General features: G+C 71.1%; 17 protein-coding genes. 10 read left to right on the forward strand and 7 right to left on the reverse strand.

Going from position 1 to position 19378, the window contains the following annotated elements:
* Window positions 1-100: 100 nt before the first annotated feature.
* Window positions 101-709, reverse strand: coding sequence for a carboxymuconolactone decarboxylase family protein (locus ACFWYS_RS43200; RefSeq protein WP_384781905.1), 609 nt, complete (start codon window positions 707-709; stop codon window positions 101-103).
* Between the two features lie 288 nt (window positions 710-997).
* Between ACFWYS_RS43200 and ACFWYS_RS43205 the strand changes: the two genes are divergently transcribed.
* Window positions 998-3418, forward strand: a complete 2421-nt coding sequence (locus ACFWYS_RS43205; protein WP_384781907.1) for a SpoIIE family protein phosphatase — start codon at window positions 998-1000, stop codon at window positions 3416-3418.
* 40 nt (window positions 3419-3458) lie between these two features.
* Here the strand turns inward: ACFWYS_RS43205 and ACFWYS_RS43210 are convergent, their stop codons facing one another.
* On the reverse strand, window positions 3459-5075 hold the full coding sequence (locus tag ACFWYS_RS43210; protein WP_384781909.1) for a cation acetate symporter: 1617 nt from the start codon (window positions 5073-5075) through the stop codon (window positions 3459-3461).
* On the reverse strand, window positions 5072-5563 hold the full coding sequence (locus tag ACFWYS_RS43215) for a DUF485 domain-containing protein (RefSeq protein ID WP_384781911.1): 492 nt from the start codon (window positions 5561-5563) through the stop codon (window positions 5072-5074). The genes ACFWYS_RS43210 and ACFWYS_RS43215 overlap by 4 nt, the downstream gene beginning before the upstream one ends.
* A 219-nt stretch (window positions 5564-5782) precedes the next feature.
* Between ACFWYS_RS43215 and ACFWYS_RS43220 the strand changes: the two genes are divergently transcribed.
* From ACFWYS_RS43220 to ACFWYS_RS43230, 3 genes are read left to right on the forward strand one after another with little or no spacing between them, the layout of a single operon-like run.
* Window positions 5783-6790 (forward strand): NADP-dependent oxidoreductase, encoded by a 1008-nt coding sequence (locus ACFWYS_RS43220; protein ID WP_384781914.1) that lies wholly within the window; start codon window positions 5783-5785, stop codon window positions 6788-6790.
* Window positions 6787-7590, forward strand: a complete 804-nt coding sequence (locus tag ACFWYS_RS43225) for an SDR family NAD(P)-dependent oxidoreductase (protein WP_384781916.1) — start codon at window positions 6787-6789, stop codon at window positions 7588-7590. Before ACFWYS_RS43220 ends, ACFWYS_RS43225 begins: the two co-directional genes overlap by 4 nt.
* A 47-nt stretch (window positions 7591-7637) precedes the next feature.
* The gene (locus ACFWYS_RS43230; RefSeq protein WP_384781918.1) at window positions 7638-8438 is read left to right on the forward strand and encodes a maleylpyruvate isomerase family mycothiol-dependent enzyme; all 801 of its coding nucleotides are present in this window, start codon (window positions 7638-7640) and stop codon (window positions 8436-8438) included.
* 24 nt (window positions 8439-8462) lie between these two features.
* On the opposite strand, the gene ACFWYS_RS43235 is transcribed toward ACFWYS_RS43230, so the two are convergent.
* Window positions 8463-11117, reverse strand: coding sequence for a SpoIIE family protein phosphatase (locus tag ACFWYS_RS43235; RefSeq protein WP_384781920.1), 2655 nt, complete (start codon window positions 11115-11117; stop codon window positions 8463-8465).
* A 156-nt stretch (window positions 11118-11273) separates the two neighbouring features.
* Here ACFWYS_RS43235 and ACFWYS_RS43240 point away from each other — a divergent pair, with 156 nt between their 5' ends.
* Both ACFWYS_RS43240 and ACFWYS_RS43245 read left to right on the forward strand, forming a co-directional pair.
* Window positions 11274-12401, forward strand: coding sequence for a PP2C family protein-serine/threonine phosphatase (locus ACFWYS_RS43240; RefSeq protein WP_384781922.1), 1128 nt, complete (start codon window positions 11274-11276; stop codon window positions 12399-12401).
* Window positions 12402-12550: 149 nt separating this feature from the next.
* Window positions 12551-13027, forward strand: a complete 477-nt coding sequence (locus ACFWYS_RS43245; protein WP_384781924.1) for a 4-oxalocrotonate tautomerase family protein — start codon at window positions 12551-12553, stop codon at window positions 13025-13027.
* Here the strand turns inward: ACFWYS_RS43245 and ACFWYS_RS43250 are convergent.
* Both ACFWYS_RS43250 and ACFWYS_RS43255 read right to left on the reverse strand, forming a co-directional pair.
* Window positions 12996-13229: a hypothetical protein gene (locus ACFWYS_RS43250; protein WP_384781925.1), complete on the reverse strand. Its 234-nt coding sequence runs from the start codon at window positions 13227-13229 to the stop codon at window positions 12996-12998. The two genes, ACFWYS_RS43245 and ACFWYS_RS43250, sit on opposite strands and share 32 nt — an antisense overlap.
* Before the next feature lie 78 nt (window positions 13230-13307).
* Window positions 13308-14198 (reverse strand): LysR family transcriptional regulator, encoded by an 891-nt coding sequence (locus tag ACFWYS_RS43255; protein WP_384781927.1) that lies wholly within the window; start codon window positions 14196-14198, stop codon window positions 13308-13310.
* Between the two features lie 173 nt (window positions 14199-14371).
* Between ACFWYS_RS43255 and ACFWYS_RS43260 the strand changes: the two genes are divergently transcribed.
* From ACFWYS_RS43260 to ACFWYS_RS43275, 4 genes are all read left to right on the forward strand, one after another.
* Complete coding sequence (locus ACFWYS_RS43260) at window positions 14372-15406, forward strand: alcohol dehydrogenase catalytic domain-containing protein (RefSeq protein ID WP_384781929.1); 1035 nt, start codon at window positions 14372-14374, stop codon at window positions 15404-15406.
* 47 nt (window positions 15407-15453) lie between these two features.
* Window positions 15454-16536: a flavin monoamine oxidase family protein gene (locus tag ACFWYS_RS43265; protein WP_384781930.1), complete on the forward strand. Its 1083-nt coding sequence runs from the start codon at window positions 15454-15456 to the stop codon at window positions 16534-16536.
* A complete protein-coding gene (locus ACFWYS_RS43270) occupies window positions 16524-17054 on the forward strand; it encodes a DinB family protein (protein WP_384781932.1) in 531 nt (176 codons plus the stop codon). The genes ACFWYS_RS43265 and ACFWYS_RS43270 overlap by 13 nt, the downstream gene beginning before the upstream one ends.
* 78 nt (window positions 17055-17132) lie before the next feature.
* A complete protein-coding gene (locus ACFWYS_RS43275; RefSeq protein WP_384781934.1) occupies window positions 17133-18389 on the forward strand; it encodes an MFS transporter in 1257 nt (418 codons plus the stop codon).
* Window positions 18390-18622: 233 nt separating this feature from the next.
* Here the strand turns inward: ACFWYS_RS43275 and ACFWYS_RS43280 are convergent, their stop codons facing one another.
* Window positions 18623-19321, reverse strand: a complete 699-nt coding sequence (locus ACFWYS_RS43280) for a response regulator (RefSeq protein WP_384781936.1) — start codon at window positions 19319-19321, stop codon at window positions 18623-18625.
* Window positions 19322-19378: the final 57 nt, after the last annotated feature.

Genomic DNA, 19378 nt, shown 5'->3' on the forward strand with positions numbered 1-19378 from the left:
GAAGAAAGTACGCCGGTGGACTTCGAGGAACTCGTGTCCACGGTCACCCGGCTCTGGGCGAACGCTCTCCGGTTCCCCGGCCACCGCTGATCCGCACCCTTCATGTCTGCTGCTCGGGCAGAGTTTCTGCTGCGAAGCCGGGCTCAAGTCGCGTACCGGCGGAGTTCAGGAAGAACGCGACCATGTAGTACTGACCGACCAGCATGGTGATCTCGATCAGCTGCGCCTCGTCGTGATCGGAGGCGAGCGCGGACCACGTGGCCGCGGACAGCCGGGCGTCCCGGTGCAGTTCGTCGGCTGCGCGCAGCAGACGGGCATCGGCCGGCAGCCACCCCTCGGCGTCCGGGCCCGTGCCGATCCACCGAATCTCCTCGTCGGTGATCCCGGCGGCCCTGGCCAGCGGTAGGTGTCGCCCCCATTCGTAATCGGCGCGGGTGTTGCACGCGGTGCGCAGGATCAGCAGTTCCCGGGTCCGGGCCGGGAGACGGCCGTCACGCAGCAGATGGCTGCCGAACGGCAGGAAGTTCCGGAAGAGGTCGGGGTGGCGCACCAACGTGGTGAAGACGTTGGGGAGGCGGCCGTCGGCGTCACGGGGAATCGGGGCGAGCAGCTCCCGGGTGGCCGGGTCCCAGCCGTCCTCGGTCAGGGGCGCGAGGCGCGGGCCGGTGTCGGCGGCGCGGTGGGGCCGGGCATCGTGCTCGTCGGTCATGGCGGTCTCCGCGGTGCTCGTCGGGGTGTGCTCACGGGGTGGGGCGACAGCGCGCGAGGCGGGTCCGGGCACCGTCGATGGGTACCTTGCCGCGTACGCGTCGAGGCACTCCTGCGCCGCCGTGCGCGCTCGCCGAATTCCTGCGCGGCCTGCTCCACGGCTCAGCCGGGCGACGGCGGCGCGCGAGCCGCGGACGCTTCGACGGGGTCGGGCCGGTTTCATAGGCTTGCATGGCATCAGCGGGTGAGCGTGCAGGGGGGAACGCCGAGCGACTGCCTGGAGACGCGGATGACGGAGTTCAGCGAAGGCCACGACGATCCGTTCGCCCCACACCTCGCCGCCCTGGCGGTGCTCGACGACCGGGGAGCCGTGGTCGGATGGAACCGGCGGGCCCAGGAACTGCTCGGCCATCCGGCGACAGCCGTGATCGGTCGTCCGGCATTCGAGGTCCTGGTCGATCCCCGCGATCTGCCCGCTGTGCGGGCGGGCGCGGCGAGCTGCAGAAGAGCCGACGGCTGGTTCGGGGTGCTCAATGTGCGGCACCGCGACGGGCGGCTCGTGGAGATGGGGCTCAGGGCCCATCCGATCGCACGAGACGACCGCAGCCGTGAGTGGCTCCTCGCCGGGGCACTAGCGGTCGACGTCCTGGAGTGGCAGAGGGACCGCGCGGTGCTGGACGGACTGTATCGCCGGTGTCCGGTCGGTCTGGTCGTACACGGACCCGACCTGAGGCTTCTGCGGGTCAACCGGGCCATCGAACGGTTCAGCGGCGTCCCGGCAGCGGAGTTCCGGGGGCAGCCCACCGGCTGTTTCCTCGTCGCCGACGACGCGCACAGGGCCGTGGACCGGGTGCGCCAGGTGATGGAGACCGGGAGGCCGATGGTCTACTCCGAGCAGTTCGTCCGTCTGGAGTGGGATCCGGCGCGGGAGCAGGTCGCGATGGTCTCGTCCTTCCCGCTGGAGGATGCCTCCGGCCGCATGCTGGGCGTGGCCGAGATGATCGAGGACATCACCGAACGCCATCGCGCCCAGCGTCGGCTCGCGCTGCTGGACCAGGCCGGCAGCCGTATCGGAACCACCCTCGACGTGGCGGAGACCGCCCGGGAACTCGGCGAGGTGATGGTGCCGCACCTCGCCGACCATGCGTCGGTGGACCTGCTGCAGCCGGTGACGCGCGGTGAGGAACCGGCGCAGGCACTGGCAGGCCCAGTGGTCCGGGTGGGGGTCTGCGGCGTCGGCGCCCGGCAGCCCGGCCCGCCCCATCCGCAGGGCGAGCCGGTCCGGTTCGCACCGGACACTCCGCAGGGCAGATGCCTCGCCGAAGGGCGGGCCGTCCTGGAACCGGTGCTCCCGCCGGACTGGTTCTCCACGGAGGGCCGCCAGGGACCCCACGCTCCGGACCTGGCCGCCCACTCGCTGATCGTGGTGCCCGTCGCCGCCCGTGGCCTGGTGCTGGGCGTGATGACCTTGTGGCGTTCGCGCCGCCCCGATCCGTTCGAGGCGGACGATCTCACTCTCGCCCAGGAACTCGCCTCGCGCGCCGCCGTCTCCATCGACAACGCCCGGCGCTTCACCCAGCAGCAACAGACCGCGTTCGCCCTGCAGAGCAGCCTTCTGCCCCGGGCGGTGGCGGACCAGTCGGCCGTCGAGGTGGCCCTGCGGTATCTGCCGGCCAGCGCGGCCCCGGGCCTGGGCGGCGACTGGTTCGACGTCATTCCGCTGTCCGGGGCGCGGGTCGCCCTCGTCGTCGGCGACGTGGTCGGACGCGGTATCCACGCTGCCGCCACCATGGGCCGGCTGCGTACCGCCGTACACACACTCGCCAGCCTCGACCTGGAACCCGACGAGGTGCTCTCCCGTCTCGACGACCTGGTCGACCTGCTGGCAGCCGAACAGGAAGCAGCCGGCGAACGGCCCGTGGGGGAGCAGGTCGTCGGTGCCACCTGCCTGTACGCCGTGTACGACCCGGCCTCCGGACGGTGCTCCATGGCCCGCGCCGGCCACCCCCTGCCGGTGGTGACCGCGCCGGACGGACAGGCGGCTCTCCTCGACCTGCCCGCCGGCCCGCCACTCGGCCTGGGCGGCCTGCCGTTCGAGGCCCGGGATGTCGAACTGGCCGAGGGAAGCCTGCTGTGCCTGTACACCAACGGACTCATCGGCGAGCGCCACATCGATGCCGACCTCGGTCTGACCAAGCTGTGCGCCGCGCTCACCCGGCCCGCGGACGCGCTGGAACGGACCTGCCAGGCGGTGGTCGACTCCCTCGTGGCCGCCACTCCCACCGACGACGTCGCGCTGCTGATCGCCCGCACCCGCATGCTGCCGCCGGACCACGTCGCCTCCTGGCGTCTGCCGCTGGAGCCCGCCAGCGCCGCCCGGGCGCGGGCCCTGACCTCGGCCAAGCTGAGCGAATGGGGACTGGAACACCTGGCGTTCACGACCGAGCTGATCGCCAGCGAACTGGTCACCAATGTCTACCGCTACGCCAGTGGCCCCGCGACGCTGCGGCTGATCCGTGAACGGAGCCTGGTGTGCGAGGTCAGCGACACCAGCCACACCTCACCACACCTGCGCCGCGCCCGTACCACCGACGAGGGCGGGCGCGGCCTGCTCCTGGTGGCTCAGATGGCCGAGCGCTGGGGTACCCGCTACACCCGCGAGGGCAAGACCGTGTGGACCGAACAGCCACTGGCCGGCCTGTTCGCCTGACCGAGTCGGGTGGTGGCGGGCCGCTGCGGCAGGTGCCCGGTCATTCGGCCGCGGCGAGCAGCCGGGCCTCGCTCTCCTCGTACCGCCGCCGGTTCTCGTGGCTGTCGGCGGGGCGGCGCCAGTGGTCCAGACGGCTGCCCAGCCAGCCCGCCAGGTAGCCGAACGGGACCGAGACCAGTCCGGTGGACTGCATGGGGAACAGATCGAAGTCGGCGGCCGGGAAGACGGCGGCCGGCGAGCCCGAGACGGCCTTGGAGAAGGTCATGAGCAGCACCGCGCAGGCCGTGCCGCCGTAGAGGGTGGCGAGCAGGCCGGTGCGGGTGAAGCCGCGCCAGAACAGGGAGTAGGTGAGCGCGGGTGCCACCGCCGATGCCCCTATGCAGATGGCCAGGGTGGTCAGCACACCGACGTCCCAGTTCTGCACCGTGGTGGCCAGCCCGATGGCGACGGTTCCCACGGCGACGCAGGTCCACGCCGCGACCGTCATCTCCGTACGCGGCTCGGCCCGGCCCCGGCGGGCCGCGTGGGCGAACAGGTCGTGGGCGAGCGACGAGGCCGCGGCCAGGGTCATCCCCGCGACCGACGACAGCAGGGTGATGAACACCATGCCCGCCACGGCCGAGTAGAGGATCGTCGACCCGACGGAGTCGGGGACGCCGCCGAGTACCTGCGACAGCATGAGCACCGACGCTCTGCCGTGCGGATCGGCCGCGGTGATGTACTGCGACCCCACCAGCGCCGCCGCGCCCGTACCCATGATGATCACGAGCAGACAGAACGTGGTGACCGTGCCCACCGCCCACGACATGGAGCGGCGCACGGCCGGCGCGTCCTTCGCCGAGTACAGGCGCATCGTGATGTGGGGCAGACAGGCCACACCGAGGACCACGGTGATCTGGAGACCGGCGAAGTCCAGCCGGTCGACGGTCGACGTGCCCAGCTGAAGGCCCTGCTCCAGGAACGCGGGGCCCGCGCCGTTGCCCTGCTGGGCTGCCCTGAGGACGTCGCCAGGACTCCAGTCGAAGCGGTTCAGTACGAGGGCGGCGACGAGGACGCTGGTGCCGAGCAGGATGATGATCTTGATCATCTGGATGAGCGCGGTGCCCCGCATGCCGCCGATCGCCGCGTAGATGATCATCAGGCTGCCGACGATGACGATGCACGCCGTCCTGGCGCCCGCCACGTGCGGCATGTTCAGGATGAAGGTGAGCAGCGACCCGGCCCCGGAGAGCTGGACGACCAGGAAGGGCAGGGTCGCCGACAGCGTCACCACGCAGGCCGCGATCCGCACGGCCCGTCCGGGCATGTTGCGGGCCAGGACGTCGCCCATGGTGAACCGGCCGGCGTTGCGCAGGGGTTCGGCCAGCAGGAACATCAGCAGCACCAGGGACAGCGCCGTGCTGACCGCGAGGACGTAGCCGTCGTATCCGGCGAGCGCGATGATGCCGGTGGTGCTCAGCACCGTGGCCGCGGAGATGTAGTCGCCCGCGATCGCCAGGCCGTTCTTGAGCGGGGTGAGCGAGAGATAGCCGGTGTAGAAGTTCGTCAGGTCGTCGCGGTCCGGTCCCGCCATCACGCACATCATCAGCGTGACCGTGACCAGTGTGGTGAACAGGATCAGGACGGTGGCCTGCGTCCCGGAGCTGAAGTCGTTCATCTCGCGACCCCCGGGTACCGGCCGGCCGGGACCGTCCCCTCCCGCACGGCGCGGGCCAGCGGATCCACCGAGCGCTGTGCGCTGCGGCCGTACCAGAAGACCGCCGCGAAGGTGACGACGAGCTGGAGGACCCCCAGGGCCATGCCCAGGCTCAGCTCCCCGGCGATCTTGGACCCCATCAGACCCGGTGCCCAGCAGGACAGCACGACGTACACCACGAACGAGCCGAGCGCGGTCAGCGTGGAGATCCGGCGGAGCAGGCGGTAGGCCGAGCGGAGGGCGGCGAGGTCGGTGGCACGCCGAGGGGTCTCGTACAAGTACGAGTCGTACGGCTCGTGCCGAGGGGGCTGCCCGTACGGCTCGTGTCGAGGGGGCTGCCCGTACGGCTCGTACCGAGGGGCGTCGTATCCGTACCACCGGGGTTCGGTCTGGGGCTGCCACCACTGCTGTTCTGCAGGCGGGTAGCGGTTCTCGTCGGGAAATGTCATGGCGGGGCCTTCCGCTACGGATCGGACGGATCGGATCCGTGGAGGTGGACGGGACGAACGGCTGCGGGCGCACGATACCGACTGGTTGGAATGCCGATAAGGTCACCGTGGGTCACGTTTCGGGGTCGGTACGGGGTCAAGCCTGTGGTGAACATCACGCACCCCGGCATACCTACCGGTCGGTACTCTGCGGCGAGGCCGTGAACTACAGGAGGCGCGATGTCTGCGACCAACCGCCAGATCCGACTGGCAGCCCGCCCCGTGGGCGAGGTCAAGCCCGATGACTGGGAGCACTTCTCGGGGCCCGTCGACGAACCGGGCCCGGGCCGGTTCGCGGGCCGCACCCGCGTGATCTCCCTGGACCCGGCGATGCGCGGCTGGCTGGACGACCGGCCCTCCTACCTGCCGCCGGTGGGCATCGGCGAGGTGATGCGCGCAGGATCGGTCATCGAGGTCACCGCCTCCAACCACCCCGACTTCCAGCCGGGCGATCACGTGGTCGGCACGTTCGGCGTCCAGGAGTACGTGATCTCCGACGGCAAGGGCGCCCTGAAGGTCGACACCTCGCTCGCCCCGCCCTCGACCTACCTCGGCGCGCTGGGCATGCCCGGCATGACCGCCTACTTCGGTCTGCTGGACGTCGGGGCGCTGAAGGACGGTGAGACCGTCGTGGTGTCGGGCGCGGCCGGGGCCGTCGGCACCATCGTCGGCCAGATCGCGAAGGCCAAGGGGTGCCGGGTCGTGGGCATCGCCGGAGGGCCGGAGAAGTGCGCCATGCTCGTCGACGAACTGGGATTCGACGCGGCGATCGACTACCGCGCCGAGGACGTCAGGAAGGCCCTGCGCCGGGAGACCCCCGACGGCATCGACGTCTACTTCGACAATGTCGGCGGGGACATCCTCGACGCCGCCCTGACCCGGCTCGCGATGCACGCGCGCGTCGTGGTCTGCGGGGCGATCAGCCAGTACAACAACGCCACGCCCGTCAAGGGCCCCTCCAACTACCTCTCGCTGCTGGTGCGCCGCGCCCGCATGGAGGGCTTCGTCGTCTTCGACTACGCCAAGCGCTACGCGCAGGCCGCGCAGGAGATCTCCGCCTGGATCGGCGCCGGCCGCGTCAAGGTCAAGGAACATGTGGTGACGGGCAGCGTGGACGACTTCCCCGAGACTCTGGGGATGCTCTTCCGCGGGGAGAACACCGGCAAGCTCGTGCTGGAGCTCGCATGACCGCCGTCGCCGGCGACACCGTCGCCCGGCCGGAGCAGACGGACGGCGCCGCGCTCCGCGGCAAGGTGGCCATCGTCACCGGCGGTGCCAGCGGACTGGGCCGGGCCACGGCACTCACGCTGGCGAAGGCAGGGGCGCGTGTGGTCGTCGCGGATCTCGACGCGCGGGGCGGCCGCGAGGTGGCCGACATGGTCGGCGGCCATTTCCGCGCCTGCGACGTCTCCGACCCCGACGCCAACCGTGCGCTGGTGGACTTCACCCAGGAGGAGTGCGGCGGTGTCGACATCGCCCTGCTCAACGCCGGCGTGGCGACCGGATTCGGCCTCGGCGAGGACTTCGACCTGGCCCGCTACCGGCGCGCGATGGGCGCCAACCTCGACGGCGTGGTCTTCGGCACCCACGCGGTGCTGCCCGCCCTGCGGGCCCGCGGGGGAGGGGCGATCGTGGCGACCGCGTCCCTGGCGGGTCTGGCGGCCGTACCGCTTGATCCCCTTTACGCGGCAAACAAGCACGCGGTCGTAGGGCTTGCCCGCTCCCTGGGGCCGGCTCTCGCGCCGGAGAACGTGCGCTTCAACGCCGTCTGCCCCGGGTTCGCGGAGTCACGGATCATCGATCCGCTGCGCGACATGCTCTCCGGCCAGGGACTGCCGATCATCCCGGCTCAGGTCGTGGCGGATACAGTGCTGCGGATCGTCACCGGAGACGGCACCGGGGAGTGCTGGTTCATCCAGCCCGGCCGCGACCCGGAGCCCTTCCGATTCCGTACCGTCCCCGGTCCGGGCCGGCTCGCCGACGCCTGAGAATCATCGAAACCCATGGCCGGCAGCGGCTTCCCCGAAAGGCATGCATGATGAAGACCTCTGACCACACCGACCACGCGTCCGCCGTCACCGCGGTCGACCACCGCACGGCGGTCGCGGCGGAGACCGCCCGCTTCGTCGCGGTGGTCAGAGGTGCCGACCTGGCCGCACAGGTGCCCAGCTGTCCCGGCTGGACACTGGCCGACCTGGTCAAACACGCCGGAAGCGTCCAGCGCTGGTTCTCGGTGCTGTTGCGTGCGCGCATCCAGGAACCCCCGCGGACGCGTGAGGTGGACCTTCGGCTCCCCGACCATGAGGACGGATACGCCGACTGGCTGGCCGAGAGCGCGACCGTGGCCGCGGAGGCCTTCGCGGGCATCGAGCCGAACCAGCCGATGTGGGCCTGGGGCGCCGATCAGCACGCCCGGTTCTGGGCGCGGCGGATGCTCTTCGAGACGCTGCTGCATCGGGCCGACGCCGAGCTCGCACTCGGACTCCGGCCCGCGATGGACCGCCTCGTCGCGGCCGACGGGATCGACGAGTTCCTCGTCAATCTGCCCTTCGCCACCTTCTTCGCCCCCGAGGTGGCCAAGCTGCGCGGCCCCGACAGGACCATCCGCTTCCGCACGACCGACGGGGACGAGGCGTGGGTCGTCCGCCTGCGCCCCGACGGCTTCGGGCTCGAAACGGCCCACCCGGCCGAGGCCCCCGCCGACGCGACCGTCCAGGGAACCGCGGCCGACCTGCTCCTGCTCCTCTACGGCCGGCTGCCCTACGAGGCAGACGTCCTCGCTCACGAGGGGGACGAGGACCTGCTGGCCCACTGGTTCGCCAACTCGGCGTTCTGAGCAGGCACACCCCCGCCTTCACCCCTAGGGCGTCGGGCCGGGCTGCTGGTCGACCTCGGGCAGGGCCTGTTCGGCCCAGATCACCTTGCCCTGCGGGGTGTACCGGGTGCCCCAGCGCTCAGCCATCTGCGAGACCAGGAACAGGCCCCGGCCTCCCTCGTCCGTCGTCGCGGCGTACCGCAGATGCGGTGAGGTGCTGCTGCCGTCGGCCACCTCGCAGATCAGCTTGCGGTCGCGGATCAGCCGCACATGGATCGGCTCGGCGCCGTAGCGGATGGCGTTGGTGATGAGCTCGCTGAGGATGAGCTCCATGGTGAAGCCGAACTCCGACAGGCCCCATGCTTCGAGCCGGTGGGACACGGCCTCGCGCATCTCCCCGACCGCCGCCGGGTCCGCCGGGACGTCCCAGTCGGCGATCCGGTCGGGCGGCAGTTCCCGCGTGCGGGCCACGAGCAGGGCGACGTCGTCCTTGGGGCGCTCGGGGAGCAGACCGTCCAGCACGTCCTGGCAGGTCTCCTCGGGCGGCCGTCCGGGGTGGCCCGCCAGCGCGTCCCGCAGCAGTTCCATGCCCGCGTCCAGGTCGCGCCTGCGGTCCTCGATGAGGCCGTCGGTGTACAGGACGAGCTGGGTTCCCTCCGCGAGGCACAGCTCCGCGGTCTGGAACGGCATGCCGCCGACGCCGAGGGGCGGACCGGCCGGCACGTCCGGAAAGGTGACCGTGCCGTCGGGCCGGACCAGCGCGGGCGCCAGATGCCCCGCACGCGCCATGACGTAGCGGCGCGTCACGGGGTCGTAGATGCCGTAGAGGCAGGTGGCGCCCACGACGCCCGCGGCACTCTCGGCCGCCTCGTTCTGGTCGATACGGCCGACCAGGTCGTCCAGATGGCTCAGCAGCTCGTCGGGCGGCAGATCGAGGGTGGAGAAGTTGTGCACCGCGGTCCGCAGCCGTCCCATCGTGGCGGCGGCGTGCAGGCCGTGCCCGACCACGTCGCCGACGGCCAGTGCCACCCGGCTCCCCGGCAGGGGGATCACGTCGAACCAGTCGCCGCCCACGCCCGACTGGGCGGGGAGGTAGCGGTAGGCGATGTCGAGGGCGTTCTGCTCGGGCACGGCCTGCGGCAGCAGGCTGCGCTGGAGCGTGACCGCCAGGGTGTGCTCACGGGTGTAGCGGCGGGCGTTGTCGATGCTGATCGCGGCCCGGGCCACCAGTTCCTCCGCCAGCGACAGGTCCTCCTCGTCGAAACGCTCATGGTGTTGCGCGCGCCAGAAGTTGGCGATGCCCAGCACGACGCCACGGGCCTGGATGGGGGCGGTGATGAGGGAATGGATGCCGTAGTCGATGATCGCTGTGGAGCGCTCCGGGTCCTGCACACGCCAGCCCGCGGCGGTCGGCAGATCGCTCACCAGCTGGGAGTGGCCGCTGCCGAAACCGCGCGCCTGGGGTGTGGAGGGGAGATAGTCGAAGAGCCGGCCCTGTTCGGAGAGCGGATGGTCCTCCCAGATTCCGCACACGGCCGCGCGTCGCATGTCCGTCGCCGTGGGCGCCGGCTCCTCGCCGCGCAGGACGGCGTCGGCCAGGTCCACGGTGACGAAGTCCGCGAAGCGGGGGACGGGGACGCGCGCCAACTCGTCGGCGGTGCGCAGCACGTCCAGGGTGGTACCGATGCGCAGTCCGGCGTCGTAGAGCAGCCTGAGCCGCTCCCGTGCCATCTCCGCCCTGCCGGTCACCGTCTGCAGTTCGGTGGAGTCGCGCAGCGTCACCACCGTTCCCTTGGGGCCGCCCTTACGGTCCGTGGGCCGCTGGTTGACCGCGAGCAGCCGCTCTCCGGCGAGATGCACCTCGTCGGAGGCCTCGCGGCCGGAGGTGAGCAGCTCCTTCATCTCGGGATCGAGGTCCGGCAGTTCCGAGACGAGCCGTCCCTCGACGTCCGGGGGCAGCTCCAGCAGCCGTCTGGCCTCGTCGTTCGCCAGCATCACCCGCCCGTCGGCGGCCACGATCAGCACGCCTTCCCGGACGGAGTGGAGCACCGTGTCGTGGTGCTCGTACATCAGGGTCATCTCGGTCGGGGCCAGGCTGTGTGTCTGCCTCCGCAGCCGCCTGCCCACCAGCGCCGTCACACCGGTGGACAACACGAGCGCTCCGGCCCCGGCGCCCAGGATGATCGGCAGTTGCCGGTCCACCTGACTCTCGACGTTCTTGACCTTCATCCCGGCCGAGACCAGGGCCACCACCTTGCCGTCGGCGTTCTTGATCGGGACCGTGGCCTGTACCTCGCGACCGAGCGGGCCGTCGACGCTCTCCACGTAGACCTTCCCCGCCAGCGACGGCCCGATCTCGCCCACGAACCGCCCTCCGATCCGTTCCGGCAAGGGGTGCGTGTAGCGGATGCCCTTGGTGTCCATGACCACGATGAAGTCGACGCCGGCGGCCCGGCGTGCCTTCTCGGTGAGCGGCTGGAGGATCTTGCTCGGGTCCGGTGCCTGCAGCGCCTCCAGGACGCCCGGTGCGTGCGCGAAGGTCTGTGCCACGGCCGTGGAGCGGCGCCTGGCCTCGGCGCTGGTGTCCCGCTCCGACTGCAGGACGAGGGCGATGACGCCGAAGGCCACGAGCAGCACTACCAGAGCCACCTGGAAAACCAGCACCTGCCCGGCCACGCTTCGCGGGCTCTTGCTGATCATTCGCTTGGCCGATAGGTGCTTAAAACGGGCGAAACGGTTCGCCATGCGACCTTTTTAACATCGGTGATCCGAGGTGGCCAGGGCCCGCCCACTCGATCCTTGCCCGGTCGGCCTCGGGCGCGCTCGATATCCGCTCGGGTCGATATGATGCATTTTGTGGTCATGTCTGCACGGCTGCGGCACCGTCGCCCCGCCTACAGCGGCCGATGGGAAGCTGCTCGGCTGGCACCCGTGATCCTGACCGTCCTCATTGCCGGCCTGGCGTTCTCCACCCCCAGGGAGATCGCCGTCAGCCGCCTTCTGCCCGCCGCGCCCGCCCTGGCCGCCGCGATGTGGCCCGTGCTCCCCACGATCCTGCTGGGCGCGTTCTGCCTGCTCACCATGATCGTCCTCAGCTTCTTCTACACCGATCTGGGGACCCAGTACACGGCGGCCGCGATCGTCGCCGTCACCTTGGCGGCCGCGTACGGCAGTCATGTCCGACTTCAGCGGGAAGAGATCCTCTTCCAGGTCCGGCTCGTCGCCGACGCGGCCCAGATGGTGCTGCTGCGCCCGCTGCCGCGCCGCATCGAGGACGTCGAGATCGAGTCGCTGTACCTGGCGGCCCAGGAACAGGCCCGGATCGGCGGCGACTTCTACGAGGCGATCGGTACACCGCACGGGGTCCGGCTGCTCATAGGGGACGTGCGGGGCAAGGGTCTGTCCGCGGTGGGGGCGGCCTCGGCGGTGATCAGCTGCTTCAGGGAGGCCGCGTACGACGAGCCCGACCTGCGAGCGATCATCCAGCGCCTGGAAACCACCATCACCCGCCACAGCGCCGCGTTCCCCACCCACGACCAGCCCGAGCACTTCGCCACCGCCCTCCTCGCCGAGATCCCGCACGGCGGCGGCCACGTACGCCTGCTCAACTGCGGGCATCCCCCGCCGCTGATCGCGCAAGGCGGGAAGGTCCGGGTCCTGGAGCCCAGCATCCCCTCCCCGCCCCTCAACCTCGCGGCGCTCATCGGTGACCGCTACTGGGTCGACGTCGTCGCCTTCGCCCCGGGGGACCAGCTGCTGCTCTACACGGACGGCGTATCGGAGACCCGGGACCACGCCGGCCAGTTCTTCCCGCTGCCGGACTGGATGCGGCGGCAGGGCGAGGAGCAGCCCCGCGAACTGCTCGACCGGCTGCACCGGGATCTGCTCTACCACAGCGGCGGACGGCTCGACGATGACATCGCGGCCCTCGCTCTGAGGTGCTCCGACATGGAGGATCGGGGAGTCGTCGACGCCGGGAGCTGAGTCTTCGTGTCGGCCTGCTGGGCGGAGACCGATGTGTCATCTGGTGTCCCGCGTGCCGACGGTCACCGCGTTGCTCCAGCTAGCTATGACGGTCGTTATAGAGGCGTGTAACCTGCTCCTATAACAACTGTCATAGGAGGCAGACTGCCATGACGATCATCACCGTGAACGCCCCCAAGGGGCGCCTGAGCCTGGAACAGCGTCATGAGCTGGCCGAGACCCTGACGGACGCGGTGCTGGTGCCCGAGGTGGGCCGGCACGCTCCGGCTGCCCGGGCCGGTTTCCAGGTGCACTTCGTCGAGCGTGAGCGGGACATGATGGCCATCGGCGGCCGGCTGCTGGCGGACGCGGACCCGGAGCTCGATGTGATGGTGATCGACCTCGCCGTCATGGACGCCGCCTGGCAGCCGGAGGTTCGGGCCGAGGTCATCGAACGCGTCCTGGGTGCGCTGGCGGCGGCGTGCGGGCTGGAGAAGCCGGCGCCTGCCTGGTGGGTCAACTTCCGGGTGATCGACGAGGGGAGCTGGGGCTCGTCGGGGGGTGTGCTGTCGATCCTGCCGTTGCTGGAGAGCGGGGTGTTCACGGAGGAGCGGGTCAAGGCCGTCCGCGCCGCGTTGGGCGTCTGACGGTCGGATATGCCGCGCTCAGACCGTGCTCGGCGGACGAGAAGCCGTGCAGTACCTGGACGTCCTCGTCGCGCACCAGGAGCTCCTTGGAGACGGCCCCCGGAATGCCGTTGAGGAAAGGCTTCTTGTACCGGTCGTAAACGGCCGCTGCTTCGACACGCCGGGACTTGTCCATGGTCAGGGTTATTTCGAGATATGTCATGGCCCGGATGTTGGATTCCCGCGCTCGGGCCCGGTAGTGGCGTCGGAGTTATAGAGCCATAACCACTGTCAATCACTGTCAATCACCCGTGCTTTCAGTGCCCTGCTCGGTGAGCGCCGCGACGAAGTCCTCCAGGTCGGCCGCGAGTGGCGTGCCGTTGTCCCAGACGGCCTCGTAGGTGATCTCGACGGGATGTCCGGCCCGGACGAGGGGCCGGGAGCCGCCGTGGTCGTGTGTGATCTTGGACTGGGGCAGGAGTGCGGCACCCACGCCCATCCGCGCCCACTCGTCCAGCACGCGGTAGTTGGAGGCTTCGCCGGGGTAGGTGCGCAGCGCCAGGTCGTGGCTGCGGAAGAGCTCGGTGGTGAAGGTGGTCAGTCCGCAGCTGTCCGGCACGAGGATGTAGGCGGCGTCGGCCGCGGCCTGCAGCTCGACCGGGCTCCGGGTCCGGGAGTCGGCGGGGTCGATCACGACCACCGGCTCGCGGGCGATGACCCGGTGCCGGAACGTGGGCATGGCCTGCACGGCGGGCACGAGAAGGATGTCCAGCCGGCCCGCCTGGAGGTCCTCGCGCAAGTGGGCGAGATCGGCCTCGCGCAGGACCAGGTCGCGCGGACGATCCAGATTGCGGGCGGCGTCGAACGCGCGGGCGACGAGGTCGGCGCCGATCAGGGGGGAGACGCCCATACGGATCGTGTCGGGGGCCGGGTGGGCCAGCCGCTGCGCCTCGGCGACCACCGAGTCCAGGGCGTCGAGGGCCTGGTCGATCATGGGCAGGATCCGAGTACCGTCAGGAGTCGGCCTGACCCCGCGCGGCGAGCGCTCGAACAGCGTCACGCCGAGTTCCTGCTCCAGCCGTGCGATGCCGTTGGACAGGGCGGGCTGGGTGACCCCGTAGGCCCGGGCGGCCGCACTGAACGACTTCGTCCTGGAGACGGCCCTGGCGTAGCGAAGTCCTTCGATGTTCATGCTGCTGCTCCCCTCCTCCCCTCCTGGATATAGCCGTTATTTATACCCCCATTCACCATGATCCTCTACCGGGACCGCCCTGGGGCGCCTTACGGTGCAGGCCGAGCCATGCGCGCGATATTCCCTGGAGTGTGGATATTCGCGTCCCTTTTTCCTTTCCAGGGGAGATTCTCGTGACTCAGGACGCCAACCGTATTCACCGGGCCGCGCAGGTGGCGGAACCCGGAGCTGCCGTACAGGTCGTCCCGATGCGGGAGCGGCCCCCCGGGGTCGGCGAGGTGCGTATCGACGTGGAGGCGACCGGCATCTGCGGCGCCGACATCGGTACGGTCCGCAATCCCGCTCCGGCAACCGGCTTCCCGGTCACTCCGGGCCACGAAGTCGCCGGTGTCATCGCGGAGCTGGGCCCGCAGGTGCAGGGGCGGGAGGTGGGGGAGCGGGTGACCGTCGGCTGGTTCGGCGGCAGCTGCGGGCACTGCTCCGCCTGCCGTACCGGCGATGTCGTGCACTGCCCGGAGCGGAAGGTGCCGGGCCTGTCGTACACCGGCGGCTGGTCGAGCACCCTCACGGTGCCCGCCGCCACGCTCGCCCGGATCCCCGAGGGCCTGTCCGCGGCGGAGGCCGCGCCGTTCGGATGCGCCGGCGTCACCACCTTCAACGCGCTGCGGCACTCCGGTGCCGGGCCCGGCGACCGGGTCGCCGTCCTCGGGATCGGCGGTCTGGGGCATCTGGCGGTGCAGTTCGCCGCGGCCATGGGGTTCGAGACGGTGGCGATCGGCCGCGGCGAGCAGAAGCGCCCGTTCGCCGAGGAACTGGGCGCGCGGCACTACGTCGACACCGAGCGGCAGGAACCCGGCGCGGCGCTGCGGGAGTTGGGCGGGGCGCGGCTGATCCTGTCCACGGCCTCCAGCAGCAGGCCGCTGGCGGAACTGCTGGACGGGCTCACCCCGCACGGCAGGCTCACCGTCGTCGGCTTCGACGGTTCTCCCCTCGAACTGCCGGTGGCCAAGATCGTCATGGGCGCGCGCAGCGTCACCGGTCATCTGACCGGCAGCCCCGCCGACACCGAACAGGCCATGCGTTTCGCCGTCGCCACCGGTGTCCGCCCGCAGGTGCAGACCGTCCCGCTGGACGAAGCGCAGCAGGCGCTCGACACCCAGCAAGAGGGCAAGGCCCGCTTCCGGATGGTCCTCATTCCCGGCGTCTGACCGCCGCCGTAGAGCAGCAGAGAAGCAGCAGAGAAAGGGATCCGTAGATGCTCCAGCGTCACGGCCACGACGTCGTCGTGGTCGGTGCCGGGATCGCAGGCCTCGCCGCGACCGCCGCGCTGGTCGCCGCCGGCCGCGACACCGTGTGCCTGGAGGCCCGCGAGCGTGTCGGCGGGCGGCTGCTCAGCGCGGCCGCCCTGCCGGGGGCTCTCGATCTGGGGGCCACCTGGTACTGGGACGGGGAGCGGCGCGTCGCGGATCTCGCCACGCGGCTCGGCATCGACACCTTCGAGCAGCATCTGGCGGGAGACACCCTCGTCCAGGACGCCACCGGCGTACGCCGACTGCCCGGCAACCTGATCGACGCGCCGGCCCGTCGGTTCGCGCGCGGGGCCGATTCCCTGGCTCACGGGCTCGCGGCCGAACTGTCGGCGGATGTCCTGCGGCTCGACACCCCGGTCACCGCGATCCACCGCCGCGACACCGGCGGACTCGCCGTCCACACGCCGGGCACGGTGATACACGCCGAGCACGTCATCGTGGCCGTACCGCCCGCACTCGCCCTCGCGCACATCGACTTCGGCTCGGAACTCTCCGTGGACCTGAGCCACCTCGCCCGGTCAACCCCGGTGTGGATGGGGGCGGTTGCCAAGATCGTCGCCCGCTACTCCACCGCCTTCTGGCGCGACGAAGGGCTCGCCGGAGCGGCGTTCAGCAGAACCGGCCCCCTGCAGGAGCTGCACGACATGTCGGGCCCCGGCGGGCGGCCGGCCGCGCTGTTCGGCTTCGCGGCGGCCCAGGCCGTCGGCCCCGGATTCGAGGAGGCGGTGACCGCCCAGCTGGCCCGGCTCTTCGGCCCTGCCGCAGCCGAGCCCGAGACGCTCCAGGTGCAGGACTGGAGCAGCGAGCCGTGGACCGCGCCGCCCACCGTCCACCGCCTGGCCGACCACTCCCTGTTCGGCCATCCCCTCTACCAGCAGCCCGCGCTGGACGGCAGGCTGCACTGGGCCTCGACCGAGACGGCCGACCAGCACTCCGGGCACATCGAGGGTGCCCTGGCCGCCGCCGAGCGAGCGGCTCACGCAGTCCTGTCCCTGACCACAGACGAGGTGAACTCATGCTCCAGGTAGAAGCGTTGCTGCGCGAGTACGACCGTGCTCGTGCCTACACCGACGAACTGTGGAAGGACCTCACCCCGGACGAGGTGACCTGGCGTCCGCACGAGAACTCCAGCGCCATCGGCTGGCATCTGGGCCACCAGGCCCATGTCGCCCACTTCATGATCCGCAACCTCACAGCGGCCGAGCCCAGCCCGGACCCGGAACTGGACGCCCTGATGGACTCGGCCAATCCCGAGCGTTTCCGCGGCGCCCTGCCCACGGTCAGGCGACTGACCGACTTCCGCACCACCGTCGCCGAACGCGTGCACGCCCGCATCGGGGACATCGCCGCCGGCCGGGTCGGCGCCCCCGCGCAACTCACCGTCGTCGCCACCCACTTGATCACCACCCTCATCAACCACGAGTACCAGCACGACCAGTGGATCAGCGAGGTCCGCGCCGCCGACCTCGGCCACGCGCTCCCGCCCGATCCCGACGGCGACCACGTACGCCGTATCGACGGCTACCTCGTCATCGATGTTCTGTAGCCGGCCCAGGAGCGGGATCTGTAGCCCGCCTGGCAGAGGGATCTGTAGCCGGCCCATGAGAGGGAAAGGGAACCGCCCGTGACGAGCACCGCCTCAGCCACCACACCCACCGGCATATCCACCCGGCCCGTGGCACAGCGCCGCGTCCTCGCCGTCCTGGTGGGCAGCCAGATTCTAAGCGGGGCGGGTCTTGCGGCCGGTATCACCGTCGGAGCGCTGCTCGCCCAGGACATGCTCGGCTCCACCGACCTCGCGGGACTGCCCAGCGCCCTGTTCACCGCCGGCTCGGCCCTCGCCGCCGTCGTGGTGGGCCGTATCTCCCAGGCGCGGGGCCGCCGACCGGGCCTCGCCGCGGGCTATCTGACCGGCGCCGTCGGCAGCGCGGGAGTCATCGCCGCCGCCGTCGCCGACAGCCCCGCGCTGCTCTTCATCGCCCTGTTCGTCTACGGCGCCGGTACCGCCACCAACCTCCAGGCCCGGTACGCCGGAGCAGACCTCGCCGCACCCGCCCACCGCGCCCGTGCCGTCTCCACCGTCCTGGTCGCCACGACACTCGGCGGCGTCGTCGGACCCAACCTCGCCGCACCCACCGGCGACCTCGCGGACACCCTCGGCATCCCCTCCCTGGCCGGGCCGTTCCTGCTCTCCGGCGCGGCCTACGCGCTGGCCGCCCTCGTCCTCGCCCTATGGCTGCGCCCCGACCCCCTGCTGCTCGCCCGGAGCCTCGACGTCCAGCAGCGGGCGGAGGGCGCGGAGGGCACGGAGGCCGAGACGGCACTGGCCCGTCGTTCCGGGCTGATACCGGGCGCGCTGACGATGATCCTCACCCAGCTCGTCATGGTCGCGATCATGACGATGACCCCCGTGCACATGCACGACCACGGCCACGGCACCGCCGCCTCCGGCCTCGTCATCGCCATCCACGTCGGCGCCATGTACCTGCCCTCACCGCTGACGGGCTGGCTCGTCGACCGCTACGGCCGTATGAGGATCGCCGTCGCCTCCGGAACGACCCTGCTGGCCGCCGGCCTCCTCGCCGCGACCGCGCCCGGCGACTCCGTCGCCCTCCTCGCGGCCGCGCTGGCCCTGTTGGGCCTGGGCTGGAACTTCGGCCTAGTCTCCGGCACCGCGATGATCACCGACGCCGTGCCGCTGGCCACCCGCGCCAAGACCCAGGGCATGGTCGACGTCTCCATCGCCATCGCCGGTGCCACCGGCGGCCTCGCCTCCGGCCTTGTCGTCTCCACCGCCGGCTACCCCGTCCTCGCCCTCACCGGCGGCATCCTCGCCCTGGCTGTCGTACCGGCCATCGCCGCCACGGCGAGCAGCCGGTGAGCCCGGTGCCAGTGCCCCCGCCCGGCCCCGACGCGCAGATCTCCGACCGGTTCACGAGCCCATGGCGACGACCGGTTCACGAGCCCTTGGCGACCATCAGCTCCTCGAAACGCCGGAGCGGGCCTTCCCGGAACCGTCGCGCCCGGGCGGCGAGGCCGAACTCGGGCGGTCGGCGGCGGAGCCCCTCAGCATGGTCGCCCTTTCGTCCGCCCCTACGGCCATTTCGTCCGCCCCTACGGGTGGTGGTCGCCGGTGTCGGGGTGTTCGAGGTGGGTGGCCAGGACCGCGGCCTGGACGCGGCGCTGGACGCCGAGTTTGGCCAGGAGGCGGGAGATGTGGTTCTTGACGGTCTTCTCGGACAGGTACAGCTTCTTGCCGATCTCCCGGTTGGTCAGCCCGTCGCCGATCAGGGCGAGGATGTCCCGTTCGCGGGGAGAGAGACCGGCCAGCTCCGGAGCGACGGCGGGCGTCTCGGCGGGGTCGGCGCGCAGCGAGCGCATCAGCCGGGCCGTGGTGGCGGGGTCCAGCATGGACTGGCCCGAGGCGACGGTGCGGACGGCGGAGATCAGGTCGGAGCCCTTGATCTGCTTGAGGACGTAGCCGGAGGCGCCGGCCATGATGGCGTCGAGCAGGGCGTCCTCGTCGTCGAACGACGTCAGCATCAGACACGCCAGGTGCGGCATCTGGCTGCGCAGCTCCCGGCAGACGGTGATGCCGTCGCCGTCCGGGAGGCGTACGTCGAGGACGGCGACGTGGGGGCGCAGGGCCGGGCCGCGGACGAGGGCGTGCGCCACGGTGTCCGCGTCGCCGACCACCGAGATGTCCGGCTCGGCGTCGAGCAGGTCGGTCAGACCCCGTCGTACGACCTCGTGGTCGTCCAGCAGGAACACACGGATCGGGTTCTGCTCGGTGAAGGTGCCTGTGTCGGTCATGACGACCTCTCGTTCCCCGTTCCCTGACGGCGGACGGGCCGCGGGTGGCCCGCCGGG

It is taken from the genome of Streptomyces sp. NPDC059010, assembly GCF_042740355.1.
GTDB lineage: Bacteria > Actinomycetota > Actinomycetes > Streptomycetales > Streptomycetaceae > Streptomyces.